General features: G+C 64.2%; 12 protein-coding genes. All 12 read right to left on the bottom strand.

All coding sequences use genetic code 11. The annotated features are described in order from the left end of the window. Window positions 1-53: 53 nt before the first annotated feature. Window positions 54-452, bottom strand: a complete 399-nt coding sequence (locus ACP7EG_RS23775) for a DUF3597 domain-containing protein (RefSeq protein ID WP_426089554.1) — start codon at window positions 450-452, stop codon at window positions 54-56. 176 nt (window positions 453-628) lie between these two features. Then, window positions 629-3,436 (bottom strand): EAL domain-containing protein, encoded by a 2,808-nt coding sequence (locus ACP7EG_RS23770; RefSeq protein ID WP_426089553.1) that lies wholly within the window; start codon window positions 3,434-3,436, stop codon window positions 629-631. A 134-nt stretch (window positions 3,437-3,570) separates the two neighbouring features. Beyond that, window positions 3,571-3,963 carry a D-ribose pyranase gene (gene rbsD / locus ACP7EG_RS23765; protein ID WP_426089552.1) on the bottom strand — a complete coding sequence of 131 codons (393 nt, stop codon included), beginning with the start codon at window positions 3,961-3,963 and terminating at the stop codon, window positions 3,571-3,573. Window positions 3,964-3,967: 4 nt separating this feature from the next. Further along, the gene (gene rbsK / locus ACP7EG_RS23760) at window positions 3,968-4,879 is read right to left on the bottom strand and encodes a ribokinase (protein ID WP_426089551.1); all 912 of its coding nucleotides are present in this window, start codon (window positions 4,877-4,879) and stop codon (window positions 3,968-3,970) included. Continuing rightward, entirely contained in the window at window positions 4,876-5,934 is a 1,059-nt protein-coding gene (locus ACP7EG_RS23755) for a LacI family DNA-binding transcriptional regulator (protein ID WP_426089550.1), read from the bottom strand. Before ACP7EG_RS23755 ends, rbsK begins: the two co-directional genes overlap by 4 nt. A 21-nt stretch (window positions 5,935-5,955) precedes the next feature. Then, window positions 5,956-6,927 (bottom strand): ABC transporter permease, encoded by a 972-nt coding sequence (locus ACP7EG_RS23750; protein ID WP_426089549.1) that lies wholly within the window; start codon window positions 6,925-6,927, stop codon window positions 5,956-5,958. Between the two features lie 18 nt (window positions 6,928-6,945). Further along, window positions 6,946-8,496 (bottom strand): sugar ABC transporter ATP-binding protein, encoded by a 1,551-nt coding sequence (locus ACP7EG_RS23745; RefSeq protein ID WP_426089548.1) that lies wholly within the window; start codon window positions 8,494-8,496, stop codon window positions 6,946-6,948. Window positions 8,497-8,587: 91 nt separating this feature from the next. After that, the gene (locus tag ACP7EG_RS23740; RefSeq protein WP_426089547.1) at window positions 8,588-9,547 is read right to left on the bottom strand and encodes a sugar ABC transporter substrate-binding protein; all 960 of its coding nucleotides are present in this window, start codon (window positions 9,545-9,547) and stop codon (window positions 8,588-8,590) included. A gap of 208 nt (window positions 9,548-9,755) precedes the next feature. Continuing rightward, a complete protein-coding gene (locus ACP7EG_RS23735) occupies window positions 9,756-10,637 on the bottom strand; it encodes an EamA family transporter (RefSeq protein ID WP_426089546.1) in 882 nt (293 codons plus the stop codon). 164 nt (window positions 10,638-10,801) lie between these two features. Continuing rightward, window positions 10,802-11,881 carry a zinc-ribbon domain-containing protein gene (locus tag ACP7EG_RS23730; RefSeq protein WP_426089545.1) on the bottom strand — a complete coding sequence of 360 codons (1,080 nt, stop codon included), beginning with the start codon at window positions 11,879-11,881 and terminating at the stop codon, window positions 10,802-10,804. Between the two features lie 8 nt (window positions 11,882-11,889). Continuing rightward, the gene (locus ACP7EG_RS23725; protein ID WP_426089544.1) at window positions 11,890-13,026 is read right to left on the bottom strand and encodes a zinc ribbon domain-containing protein; all 1,137 of its coding nucleotides are present in this window, start codon (window positions 13,024-13,026) and stop codon (window positions 11,890-11,892) included. Window positions 13,027-13,091: 65 nt separating this feature from the next. Continuing rightward, on the bottom strand, window positions 13,092-13,814 hold the full coding sequence (locus ACP7EG_RS23720) for a hypothetical protein (RefSeq protein ID WP_099761587.1): 723 nt from the start codon (window positions 13,812-13,814) through the stop codon (window positions 13,092-13,094). Window positions 13,815-13,835 lie beyond the last annotated feature (21 nt).

Here is a 13,835-nt window from a genome sequence, read left to right as displayed (position 1 = left end):
TCCCACAGGATTGAACAGCGACAAAAAGGGTTCCCCTTCCTGCCGCCGGGTCTTTAGTTTTTGAGTTCTTCCGGTACCTTGCCGCCGTTTTCCGCCAGCTTGATCATCACCTGGCGGTGCAGCCAGATATTCATGCTGGCCGAATCGTTGGTGTCGCCCGCGAAGTGCAGCTCTTGCGCCAGTTCCTTGCGCGAAGCCAGGCTGCTGTCGAGTTGAAGCAATTTCATCAGGTCGACGATGGACGTGCGCCAATTGAGTGTTTCCGCGTTCTTGCTGGCCAGGTCGACCAGCACCACTTCCACGTCCACCACCGGCACGGCAACCGCTGGTGCAGCGGCGGCTGCCGGTGCGGCCGCCGCTGGCGCGTCGGTAGCGGCCACTGGCGTGGCTGCCGGAGCAGCGTCGGACGCATGGTGGAAGATTTTGTTATAGATATTGCTGAAAATGCCCATGAGGTCACCTCGAGTTGAGTGAATGGAAGAAGGTTTGCCTGCGCGCCCGGTTCATGACGCGAACCGGTGACAGCTGGAGCCGGGCGCAGGCGCCAGCCTGTCGAGTATAAGCCCGTTCAGGCCGGGAGCCCTGTCCCGCAGGGCCAGTGGACATCTGGTGGCAGGGCACGCCTGTTTCAAGGGTGCAAGGGCCGCCGGGCATGCAGCAGCGCATCGAACGCTTCGATGGCCAGCGGCGGCGCAAACAGCTCGCCTTGCGCAAAATCGCAGCCGATTTCCAGCAGCCGCGCGCGCTGCTCTTCGGTCTCCACCCCTTCGGCGATGACTTGCAAGCCCAGCCTGTGCGCCATGGTGACGATGGCTTCGCACAACACCAGTTCGCTGGCACCGGGCGCCAGCTTGCGCACCAGCACGCCGTCGAGCTTCAGGTAGTCGATACTGCACTGCTGCAATTGCGTCAGCGAGGCGGGGCCGCTGCCGAAGTTGTCCAGGGCGATCTGCAAGCCCGCCTCGCGCAAGTGCTGCAGCCGCTGCGCCATGCCGTTGCCGCTGCCGGCGCCCAGCAGCGCATCTTCGCGCATGTCGAGCACGATGGCCGAAGCCGGCACATCGAGCGCCATCAGCTGGCGCAGCCAAGTGCCGGGCGCCTCCACTTCGCGCTGCAGCTCCAGCGGCGACTGGTTCAGGCACAGTTGCAGCCCCGGCAAGCCGATGGCCTGGCCCTGCGCGCGCCAGCGCAACAGTTGCGCAGCCGCCGTGCGCAGCACCCAGTCGCCGATGTCGACGATCAAGCCGCTGCTCTCGGCCAGCGCCAGGAAATCCGGCGGGCACACGATGCCCCGCTGCGGATGGTGCCAGCGCAGCAAAGCTTCCACTTTGACAATAGTGCAGCCATGCAGCTCGACGATGGGCTGGTAATACAGCTGCATCTGCTGTTCGCGCAAGGCCGTGCGCAAGTCCGCCCCCAGGCGCATACGGTTGACGGCCGCCACCTGCATGGCGGGCGTGAAATAACTGTAGCGGTTGCGCCCCGCGCCTTTCGAGACATACATGGCCTGGTCCGCATGCTTGAGCAAGTCTTCGATCGTGCCCGCATCGTCCGGATACAGGGTGATGCCGATCGAGGCGGAGACGAAGGCCTGCTCCTGCCCCAGCAAGAACGGCGCCAGCAAGCCGTCGAGTATTTGCCGCGCGATGCGGTCAACTTGCTGCAGATCATCGAGATCGGACAGGATCACCGTGAATTCATCGCCGCCCAGGCGCGCCACCGTATCCGTCTCACGCACGCCCACGCGGATGCGCCGCGCCGCTTCGATCAGCAAGATATCGCCCTGGTGGTGGCCGAGGGTGTCGTTGACTTCCTTGAAATGGTCGAGGTCGATGAACAGGATGGCCACGCGGCTCGTATCGCGCCGTCCCTGGGCCAGCGCCTGGCGCAGGCGCTCGTGGAACATGCGGCGGTTCGGCAGCTGCGTCAGGGTATCGAAATTGGCTTGCTGCCAGATCAGCGCTTCCGTTTGCCGCTTGTCCGTCACATCTTCCAGCATGCACAGGTGGTGCGGCCCACCGTGGCAGGCCGTGGCGATGGCCGTCACCGAGGCATCGACCCACACCACGTCGCCATCGGGACGCACGATGCGCTTGGCGTGGCGAAAGCCCGGCATGCGCCGCGCCAGCAGCTGCGCCACGTGCGCCTGCTCGCCTGCCACGTCGTCGGGATGGCTGATCTCCATCCAGCTCGAGCGCTTCATATGCTCCAGGCTGCGCCCGGCGATGGCCAGGTAGCGCGGATTGATGTCGAGAAACTGTCCGCTCACGGTATCGATCAGGGCGATGCCCATCGGTGCTTCCTCGAACATGGTGCGAAAGCGCAATTCCCCCTGGCGGATGGTTTCTTCCGTACGGCGGCGCTCGCGTGCCAGGTTGCTGAAGTGAAAGGCGGCCGACACGGCCAGCAAGCTGCCCGCCACGCCCAGCGACAGATACAGCCAGCCCAGGTCGGCGCCCGGCACGGGGCGATACAAAAAGCCCTGGTAGGCGCGGCTGTCCGTGGCATTGCGCGGCAGCACGCCCATGGCGGCATAGGTGTCGGCGATATGCTGCCAGCGCTGGGGATTCATGTAGCCAAGTTCCACCAGCACGGGCTGCAGCAGCAATTCCATCTGTTGCGCCTCGTACAGCAGATGCGCGTGGTCGTGGCGCTGGCTGTATTTGACGTGGATCAGACGCGCCATTTCCTCGCGGTGCGCCATCGCGTATTGCCAGCCGCGCAGGCTGGCCGCGCGGAACGCTTTGACGCGCTCGGGATGGCGGCGCAGTTCGTACTCGCTGGTAAACAGGTTGTCGCCGTAGAAGTCGATGCCGGCCGTGCGCGGCGTAAACTGGTAGTAGGGAAAGCCCGCCCGGTCCAGGTAGTCCGGTTCGTTGGTGGAATACGCGGCAATGGCGTCGACCTTGCCATCGATCAAATCCTCGATCCGGTAGCTGGGCGGCAAGTGGCGCATCTGCTGCGGCGCGACGCCCATTTTCTGCAAGAACAGCGATACTTCATCAGATGCAAGAGCTACATCGCCGGCCGCACCGATCATCACGGGCGCCCCCACCAGCTTGCGTACGTCGGGCGCGCCGCCATGCTGGCGCATCAGCAGCACGCTGGGCGAATGCTGGAACACCACAGCCAGCACCACCACGGGCTTGCCCGCCAGCCGGCTGAGCAGCAAGGTGCTGTTGCCCACGCCATACTCGGCCTGGCCCGTCAGCACGGCTGCCTCGGCTAGCTGCCCGCCACCGCCTTCAACCAGCTTGACCTCCAGCCCCGCCTCGCGGTAATACCCTTGCTCGATGGCCGCGTAATAGCCGGCAAACTGGAACTGATGCGTGAAATTGAGCTGCAAAGAGATAGGTTCCAGCGCACGGGCGGGCGTGGCCAGGCACAGCAGCAGACTGAAACAGCAGCGGAAAGCGTCGGATGCTTTCATCGGCATGGCAGGACACCACAGGAAACTGCCGAGCTGGCAGGGGTAAGGCTATTGTAGCCGCCCCTTTTGCCGAAGGATAATTATTTCAGTGAGGACAATAACGTTGATGTTTTTGGCAAACAGTTTCACCATTATTTGCGCTAGAACACGACGCCCGCCACCAAAATGATGTTGGCATACGGACTGCACTCACCCGTACGCACGATGGCGCGCGCGCCCTTGCTCAATTGCTTGAACTCCTCGTGCGTCACCTGGCGCGCATCGGGCAAGGCCAGGGCCGCCACCCGCGCCGCCATGGCCGGGTTGTGCTGCGGTAACTCGCTGGCGAGCAAATGGTATTCCACTTGCATTTCGCTCAGCACCGTGTTCACGGTATCAATGAAGCCGGGAATGCCGCGCGTCAGGGCCAGGTCGATCAGGGGCACGCCAGGCTGCGACGGCAAGCCCGCGTCGCCGATGACGAGCATGTCGCCATGACCGAGCGATGCGATTAGTTGCGACAGAGCAATATTGAGCAGTGGTGTTTTTTTCATGGTCTCAGAACAGCTCGTGCAAGTGGGGAATCGAGGTTTGCGCACCGGGCTTGGTGACGCTCCAGGCGGCTGCGCGCTGGCCTTGGCCAATCGCTTCCGCCTCGTCCATGCCGGACGCCAGGCCCGCGACAAAACCACCGATGAAGGTGTCGCCGGCGGCCGTCGTGTCGACGGCTTGCACCACTTCGGCCGCGAAATCATAATCGCCGCCATACAGGGCCGCGTGCACGCCCTTGGAGCCGAGCGTGATGATGACGTTGTCGCTGCCCAGCTTTTGCAGGGCGGCGGCCAGCGCCTTGGCATCCGCGCCTTGCGGGCTGACGCCGGCCAGCATGGCCGCTTCGATTTCATTCGGAATCAGGTAGTCGACCAGTTCCAGCACGCCTGCCGGCAGGCTGGCGGCCGGGGCCGGGTTCAGCACCACCGTCTTGCGCAGCGAACGGGCCAGTTTAATGGCGTGCACGACGGTGGCCATCGGCGTTTCCAGCTGCAGCACGACGATATCGGCCTGCTCGATCAGCTCTTTGGCCGCGTCGATGTGCGCGGGGCTCAACAGATCGTTGGCGCCGCCGGCAATCACGATGCTGTTCTGGCCGTTGTCATCGACCAGGATGGAGGCGATGCCGGACGCGACACCGGGCAAGGTGGTGATGTGGCTGTCGATGATGCCGTCACCCACCAGGGCCGCGCGCAGGGTCACACCAAACGCGTCATCGCCCACGCAGCCGACCATGGCCACTTGCTGGCCACCGGCGGCCACTTTGCCGCTGAGGCGCGCGCAGGCCACGGCCTGGTTGGCGCCCTTGCCGCCAGGAATGGTGCGAAACGCGCCGCCCGTCAGGGTTTCGCCGGGGAGGGGCATGCGCGGCACGCGCAAGACCAGGTCCATATTGATGCTGCCGATAACCACGATCATGATGTCATTCCCATCAGTTCAGTTGCAGGAGAAGAAGTAGGTACAGCAGAAGTTACCGTGGCGGCCACGCTGGAACCGCGCACGTGCAATTCGGGGGCGATGCTGCGCTGCTGGCGCGGCAAGGTGGGGTCGGCAATGCGCGCCAGCAGGCAGGCGGCCGTGATGTGTCCCAGTTCGCGCGTGTTTTGCGCCACGCTGCTCAAGGCCGGATGCACGAAGCTGGCCAGGTCGATATCGTCGAAGCCGACCACGGCCAGGTCCACGGGCACGGCAATGCCCCGCTCGGCGGCGGCGCGCAGGGCACCAAAAGCCATCAGGTCATTGCAGCAGAACAAGGCGTCGGGGCGCTGGTCTGGCGGCAACGCCAGCAAATCCAGCGCGGCCGCATAGCCGCCCGCGCTCGTGAAATCGCTATGGCGGCACAGGGCGTCGGCCAGGACCACGCCCGCGTCCGCCATGGCGCTGCGCGCGCCGGCGATGCGCTCATTGGAAATGCTCACTTCGCGGGGACCGGCGATGCAAGCGAGGCGCCGGCGTCCCAGCCCCAGTAAATGGCGCGCGGCCAGCACGCCGCCGGCGCGGTTGTCGACGGCCACGGCATCGATGGCCAGGTCGCTGGGCGCGCGGTCGAGCAGCACGGCCGGCACCTTCATCTTGCGCAGCAGTTCGCCATCACTGTCGGCCAGCGCGGACAGGATCAGGCCGTCGCAGCGCTTGGTCAAGAGCACGTTCAAGTAGTCGCGCTGCTTGACGGGGTCGTCATCGGAATTGCACAAGATCACGCTGTAGCCGGCCGCGTAGCAGCTGTCCTCGATGCCGCGCGCCACTTCCGAAAAATACGGATTCGTATTATTCGGAATGATCAGGCCAATGGTGCCCGTGCTGCGGCTGCGCAAGGAGCGCGCCAGGGCGCTGGGCACGTAATGCAATTGTTCCGCCGCCGCCAGCACGGCGCGGCGCGCCGCGTCGCTGACGGGGCGGGTATTGTTGAGGACGTGCGACACGGTGGTAAACGACACCCCCGCCGCCTGCGCCACTTGTTTGATGGTTGCCATTGGCCGCGCTTTCTCCTGTAATTATGCGCGCTCGCCGCGGCGGCGGTAAGTGTCGAGTACCACGGCGGCGACGATCACCAGACCCGTGACGATACGTTTCACGGGTTCGGATACGCCCACCTGCGCCAGGCCCGCTTCCAGCACGGAAATGATCAACACGCCGATAAACGTGCTGATGACGGAACCGCGCCCGCCCATCAGGCTCGTGCCGCCGATCACGACGGCGGCGATCACTTGCAATTCCATGCCCACGCCGCCGTTTGGGTCGGCCGCTTCCAGGCGCGAGACCTGGAACAGGGCGCCCACGCCGGCCAGAAAGCCCATCAAGGCAAACACCAGCACTTTTGACGGCTTCGTATTGATGCCGGACAAACGCACGGCTTCTTCATTCGTGCCGATGCCGATCCAGTGGCGTCCCAGCACCGTGCGCGTGAGCACCAGGTGGCCGATCACAACAATAGCGATGGCGGCGATGAAGGCCGGCGACAGGCCAAACGCGATGGGCGAGCTGATGCCGTCAACGGCGCTACCGATGTATTCCGTGCGCGAATTGGTCACCTGATACGCCAGGCCGCGCGCCATTTCCAGCACGCCCAGCGAGACGATGAACGAGGGGATGCGCCAGCCGACGGAAATCAGGCCGGTCGTCGCGCCGCACAGGGCGGCGACGAACATGCCCAGCAGGGCCGCGCTCCACACAGGCCAGCCCCAGTGCACGACGGCCAGCGACAGCACGGAAGCGGCCAGCGCCATCACCGAACCGACGGACAGGTCGATGCCGCCGATGATCAGGACAAAAGTCATGCCGACGGCCATCACCACCAGGGTCGGGATGTTGTTCGACAGGGTGCTGAGGGTGGCGAGGGTAAAGAAGTTTTCGCTGGCAAACGAGAACAGCACGCACATGGCGAGCAAAGCGCCGATCAGGCCCGCATAGTTTTTCAGATCGGCCAGGCTGCGCTGCAGATACGAAGGAGAGGAATTGGTGGTCATGGGAATCTTTCCGGCGGATCAGGCCGCAGCTGGAGTGGAAGTGGGGGTCAAATAGCCGGAGAAGGCAGCCGACAGCAGCGCGTCCTGGCTCCAGGCACCGCGCTCGAAGGTCTCGACGATGCTGCCGGCGCTCATGACGGCGATGCGGTCGCAGATCAGCATCAGCTCGCGCAAGTCGCTCGAGACGATGACGAGGCCCTTGCCCTGGCGCGCCTGTTCGGCCAGCACCTGATAAATATCAAACTTGGCGCCGATATCGATGCCGCGCGTGGGCTCGTCGAACAGCATCACGGGACAGTCGCGGTACAGCCAGCGGGCGATCACCACCTTTTGCTGGTTGCCACCGGACAGCTCGGCCACCGTTTGCGCGCTGTTGCGCGAGCGGATGCCCAAGCGCTGAATATAGTCGTCGGCCACCGACGCTTCGGCCGCATCATTGAGCCAGCCTGCGCCACTGACGGTGTCAAGCGAGGCCAGGGTGGTGTTGACGGCGATGGACTGGCGCAGCAACAAGCCTTGGCCCTTGCGGTCTTCCGTGATCATGGCGATGCCCGCTTTCACGGCGGCCTGTGGCGAGTGCAAGGCGGCGGGTACCTCGCTGTCGCCGAGAAACACGTCACCGGCATCGGCGCGGTCGGCGCCAAAGATCAGGCGCAGCAATTCCGTGCGGCCCGAGCCGATCAGGCCGGCAATGCCGAGGATTTCGCCGGCGCGCAAGTCGAACGAGGTCGGGTTGACCACCTTGCCGCGCGCCAGGCCACGCACGCGCAGCAGCGGCGCGCCGATGCTGCGCCCGCTCAGGTCGACGGCGTCATCGGCGGAACGGCCCACCATCAGGCTGACCAGGTCGGCGGCGGAGTGTCCCGCGATATCGTCATCGCACACGAGCTGGCCGTCGCGCAGCACGGCGATGCGGTCGGCCACGCGCTTGAGTTCTTCCAGGCGGTGGGAAATATAGATGATGCACACGCCTTCGGCCTTCAGGCGCTCGATTTGCAGGAACAGCAATTCCACTTCGCGGTGCGTCAGCATGGCTGTCGGTTCATCGAGCACCAGCAGGCGGCAGGAACCAATTAAATTGCGCGCGATCTCGATCATTTGCTGGTGGCCGATGCCCAGCTCGCCGACCAGGGTCCACGGGTCGAGTCCACCCAAGCCCACTTTCTCCATCTGTTCGCGCGCATCGCGTTCGAGGCGCGTACGGTCGATGAAGCCGAAACGCTGCGGCAAATTTTTCAGGTACAGGTTTTCCGCGATCGACAAGGTGGGAATCAAATTGAGTTCCTGCATCACCATGCGGATGCCCAGCGCCTCGGCGGCGCCGCGCGAGGCGGGCTGGTAAGGCTTGCCGTCGAGCAGCATGGTGCCCGTGGTGGCTTGCTCCAGGCCGCAGATGATCTTCGACAGCGTGCTTTTACCGGCACCGTTTTCGCCCGTCAGCGCCAGCACTTGGCCAGCGGCGAAGCGCAGGCCCACGCCGCCCAGCACAGGGCCGACATAGGACTTGCCGATGTTATCGAGCGTTAACAGGGGAATGGCGGCTGGCGCCGGGGGTATGTCGGTGGGCATGATAAAACTCCGCAGTAGTGGCGGCGGGGCCGGCGCCGCCTGCTCGGTGAGCAAGCGCCGTCGGCCCCGGCGGGATCAAACGATCAGGCGATCAGGACTTGGCGCCCTTGGCGACCAGTTCGACCTTGGTTTCGATGACGCCACCGAGCTCGGCCTGTTTCTTCTTCTGCGCCAGCGCTTTCAGCACGGTCTCGATGCCGAACACGGCTTGCTGCGAGCCGAACTGGTCGGCGGTGGCCAGCACGCGGCCATCGGCCAGCATCGGCTTGATGGCGTTGATGTTGTCATAGCCGACGACCAGCACTTTGCCCGTCTTGCCGGCCGCCTTGATGGCGGAAATGGCGCCGATGGCCATGTTGTCGTTACCACACAGCAAGGCCTTGATATTCGGGTTGGCGTTCAGCATGGCGGCCGCCACCGTGTTGGCAGGGGCGATTTCCCACTGGCCCGACTGCACGCTGACGACTTTCGCACCGGCCGCGTTCATGGCGTCCTGGAAACCCAGGGTACGCTGCTGCGCGTTGTAGGTAGTCGACACGCCTTCGATGATGCCGACGGGGTCACCCTTCTTGATCTGCTTGGCCAGATAGTCGCCGACGACCTTGGCGCCCTTGCGGTTGTCCGGACCGACGAACGGCACGGTAATGCCCTTTTCTTTCAGGGCGCTCTCGTCGAGCTTGTTGTCGATATTGACGACGATGATGCCCGCGTCGATGGCCTTTTTCAGCACCGGCACCAGCGCCTTCGAGTCGGCCGGCGCGATCACCAGCGCGTTGACGCGCGAGACGATCATTTGCTCGACCAGCTTGATCTGGCTCGACGTATCCGTTTCATCCTTGATGCCGTTCGACAGCAAGTCGTACTTGGCGGCATTCGCCTTCTGATGCGCCTTGGCGCCATTTTCCATGGTCAGGAAAAATTCATTGGCAAGCGACTTCATCACCAGCGCCACCTTCGGTTTGGCAGGTGTCTGCGCCATCGCCGGCACGGCGGGCAAGGCACACACCAGGACAGCGGCGGCAATCATTTTCAGGCGAATACGGGATGTCATGAGCGTCTCCAGAGTTGTTGGTCAAGCACGTGTCGAGCATGCTTTTATGGAATTTCATTGCGCGCAAACGTTTGCGCGAAGCGAATAGTGCCTCAATGCCCTATTACAGTGCAAGCAAAACAGTATGTGCGGTGCAGCAAAAAGGCAGCGCCCAGAGGGAGACAGGCAGGCCGATGCGATCGGCCTGCCGAGGAGAAATGCGCAGAAGTCAGGAGTTTGTTGCGGGACGGGCACTGGCCCACTGCACCGCCAGCACGCTGGCCAGCACCAGCAGCAAGCCCAGCATCGACCAGCCCGTCATGGCCTGGCCCAGCAGGGCCCAACCCAGCACGACGGCCATCAGGGGACTGAGCAGTCCCAGCGAAGACACGGCCACGGGCGACAGCCTGGCGATGCCGCGAAACCATAGCGCATACGCCAGCAGGGCACCGGCCAGGCACAGGTAGGCGTAAGCCAGTACCTGCTGCAGGGACAAGGCCGGCAACGGGGCATCGGCCAGCCAGGCGACGGGCGCCAGCATCAGGCCACCGAGCAGCAATTGCCAGCCCGTCAGCGCCAGCACGGGCAAGTCCGGCTTCCAGCGCCGCGTCAGGTACGTGCCGGCCGCCATGCAAGCCGTGCCGCCCAGCGCGGCGGCGATGCCGACGGGTTCCCACACGGTGCGCGGCGACAACAATAGGACGCCCATGCCGGCCACGCCCAGCACGCTGGCCCCCAAGGCCAGGCGGGCCGGGCGGCGCCCTTCCACGCCCCAGGCCAGGCCCATCACCAGCAGAGGCTGGATGGCCCCCACTACGGCCGCCAGGCCGCCCGGCAAACGGTAGGCGGCGACGAACAGCAGCGCCTGGAACACGCCGATATTCAGTGCGGAAAGAATCAGCACGCGGCCCCACTCGCGCCGCGCTGGCAGGCGCCGCATCAGCAGCAGCAACAGCAAGCCGGCCGGCAACACGCGGATCAGGGCCGCCGTGAAAGGGCGGTGCGGCGGCAGCAGTTCGGATGTGACGATATACGTGGAACCCCAGATCAGGGGAGCCAGCGCCGTGAGCAGAATATCGCCCCAGGCGGGACGGGCAGAAGAAGAGGCCATGCAACTATCTCGACATTAAGATAAAAATCCAGTGTGAGTATAAACTATCTTGGTGTCAAGATAAATTGACGGGCACGCCGCTGCCTGGCGGGCGTAAAAAAACCCGGCATGGCCGGGCTTCTGGAATGATGCAAGGCGGCACGCTGCGCCGCCTGACTCGCCGCTTAATCGCGCATGCGCCGCAGGGTGGTCACCCGCATGCCGCCCATGCTGATCTGCGCCGTGCTGCCATCGTCACTGACGATAATGTCCATGGCCGCATCGCCCGCGCCTTCCGGCGTGATCGTCACGGTATTGCCTTTGGTGGTGAAGGTGGCCTTAGTCGAGGTCCCGTTATTGATCACGCTGTCACTTGTAAATTCCAGGACATTGCCCATCGCCGCCTGCCATTTCCCCACAGCCGGGTGGCCACCAAAGCGGAACGCGCTCTTCAGCTTGTCCAGCATGCCCGCGCCCTGCACGGCCGGCGCTTTGCCTATCACACCGGTCATGGCCGCCTGGCTCATCTGCGCTTCGTCGATGACTTGCCATTGCTTGTCGACCAGCGCCAGCGGCAACCGCACTTCCAGGTCGCCGTCCGGTAAGCGTTGCAGGATCAGTGCCCGGTCCGCCGACTTGGCGACCCACGCCGCCTCATCGGTCAATACCAGGGTGGCCTTGGCCATCGCCACGTGCTGTGCGCCCAGGTCGCGCACCTGATCGTAGCCGCTGACCTTGGCCACTTTCACGCCCTTGGCCACGCACAGCTTGTCGCCACGCAAGGCCGCCTTGCCCGGAGCGGCCAGCGCGTAGACAAATTGCGATTGCGCAACCCAACCACCGCTGCTTTGCTCGACGGGAGCGGCATACAGCCCGCTACGCACGAGGATATCGAGCCATTGCCGAGTGGAACTGTCGTACGAGGCCACGCGGATTTCTTCCTTCTGGTACGGCAAGTTGGTCAAGCAGAGCAACTTGTCGCGCGCCGCCTCGTCGGCAGTCAGGTGGGCATCGATGGCGCGGCTGAAACTGCTGGCCGAGGCCGCTTCGGGCGCCAGCAGCCACGCCAGGGCGCCACCTGCCACGATCACCACCGCCAGCACGCCGCCGGCAATCATGACGTGGCGCCGCTGCACGCCAGCCCCGGCCGGACTGGCCGGCGCCGGTGCTGCCGCTGCCGCGGCAGGCAAGGTATTGCCGCATTCATCGCAAAAGCGCGCGCCCGGGGCATAGGCCGTGCCGCATTTGGTGCAGAAGTGAGCCATGGTCAGCCTTACTTGAGTTTGTGCGCGCATTCGCCGCAGAACACGTCATCGGACGCGACCGGTGCCTTGCAATTCGGGCAAGCCGGCGCAGCAGCTGGCGCTGCCGGGGCGGCTGGAGCAGCTGGAGCGGCTGGAGCGGCTGGAGCCGTCGCCTGCTCGGCCAGTGCGCGCGCACGTTCACGCGCTTCCTCGGCCTTTTTCTTGACCACCGCCAGGCCGTCGTTCAGGCTCGCTTCAGAGGCGCTGAAATCGACATTGCGCGTGGCGTTCAGGTAAATAATGCACACGCCCTTGGTGAAGATCAGGCCAGGTACAACGGCCGCGGCCGCCATCAGCAAGCCGCCGCCCAGGCCGGCAGCGATGATATAGCCAGAACCGCTGCCGCCACCCAGGCCCGAGGCCAGCGCGTACATGTTCATCTGGTCGCCCAGGCCCAAGATGCCAGCCGACATGCCCGTGGTCAGCGACACGCCCGTGCCCAGCACGCCAAAGATCAGCAGCGCGGTAAACGACGTGATCAGGAACAGCAGCACTTCCAGCAGGATCACCGACACCAGCTTGGTGCGCACGATCTGGTTCAGGCGGGCAATGATCTGGAACACGCTGGCGCCCGACCAGGCGGCGGGGCCGGCCAGCGGCAACATCACGTAGAACAGCGCAAACACCAGCACGCCCAGCACGATGGCCGACAAGGGGAAGACCACCGCGTACAGCACGGGGCCCAGCACGGGAATTTTGCAAACGAACAAGATGATGGCGATGGCGATCATGGCCGCCAGCACGATCAAAAATTCCAGGAAGACGACTGCGATCAGGCGGTGGCTGGTGTACAGCGAGACGAGCACGGCATCAACCAGGCTCAAGCCAGGCTGGCCCTGCGCATCGCGCATCAGCAAGATGCCCACGGCGTTGGAACCGTAAAACATCACCAGGAAGGCCATCAAGCCACCGAAAAAGGCCAGCAGCGGGCTGCTCATGCTGCCGGCGAGCATCATCAGCACGCCACCGACGAGCACGGCGCCGATGAAGGTCAGGGCCAGCAGGGCAATCGCACGGAAATTCTTGATGGCGTCGGTCGCTTCGATCAGCGATCCTACGGCGGAGGAAAAGGGAAACGGTTTATGTGCTTCTGTGGAAATGGTCATGTCTAGCCTGGAAGGGGGAAATCGGGATGGGGCGGCCTGCCTGGCCGCCCCGTGGTATTGCAGTGTCAGTAGGCCAGCGCCAGTTGCAGCTCGCTCGCAGGCGCCTGGCGCTGGACGATCTGCAGTTTGACGTCCTGGCCGCCGACACGCTTGCTATTCAGGTACAAGGCGGTACGCACGGGGTAAATGCCCTGCGGCACGCCTTCGGGCATGGGAATCGAGAAGCCGCCCTTGTAGGCGCCGCTGCCGTTATTGCTGCTGACCACCTTGCGCACAGTTTTGATCAGGTCGCCATTTGGCTTGTACAGGCTCAATTCTTCTTCCACCAGCGGGTTCGGATCGCGCGTGCCGGCTGCCACTTCGATATACGAATTGGTCTGCGCCTTCTGGCCCGGACGTACGGAAGATGGCGTAAAGGCCGTCTCATACTTCACCAAGGTCGACTGCTCGGGCAGCTTGCCCTTGTTGGCCACCTTATAGTCGGCCTGCACCTGCTGCGCCGTCTTGACTTGCTGGCTTTGATAATTCAAAGCCACGCAGGCGAGTGCGCCCAGGCTGGCGCCCAAGGCCGCGCCGCGCACGGTATTCGTGCCACCGCCCAGCAAACCGCCCACGACAGCGCCGATGCCTGCCAGCATGGCCGTATTGCATTCACCGCTGGCCGCTTCCGTGCCTGCGGTGGTGGTACCAGTGGCACCAGGGCCACCCGGCGCGGCGCAACCGGCCAGCATCGAGGACACAACCAGCAGCGCCACCATGGGCTTGGCAATTTGTTTCAAGTTTTTCACGTTATTCTCCGGGAGGAACAA

The organism is Janthinobacterium sp. PSPC1-1, from assembly GCF_049897625.1.
Lineage (GTDB): Bacteria > Pseudomonadota > Gammaproteobacteria > Burkholderiales > Burkholderiaceae_D > Janthinobacterium > Janthinobacterium tructae.
Note: the sequence above shows the minus strand (reverse complement) of the source record. Positions and strands in the feature narration are given on the sequence as shown.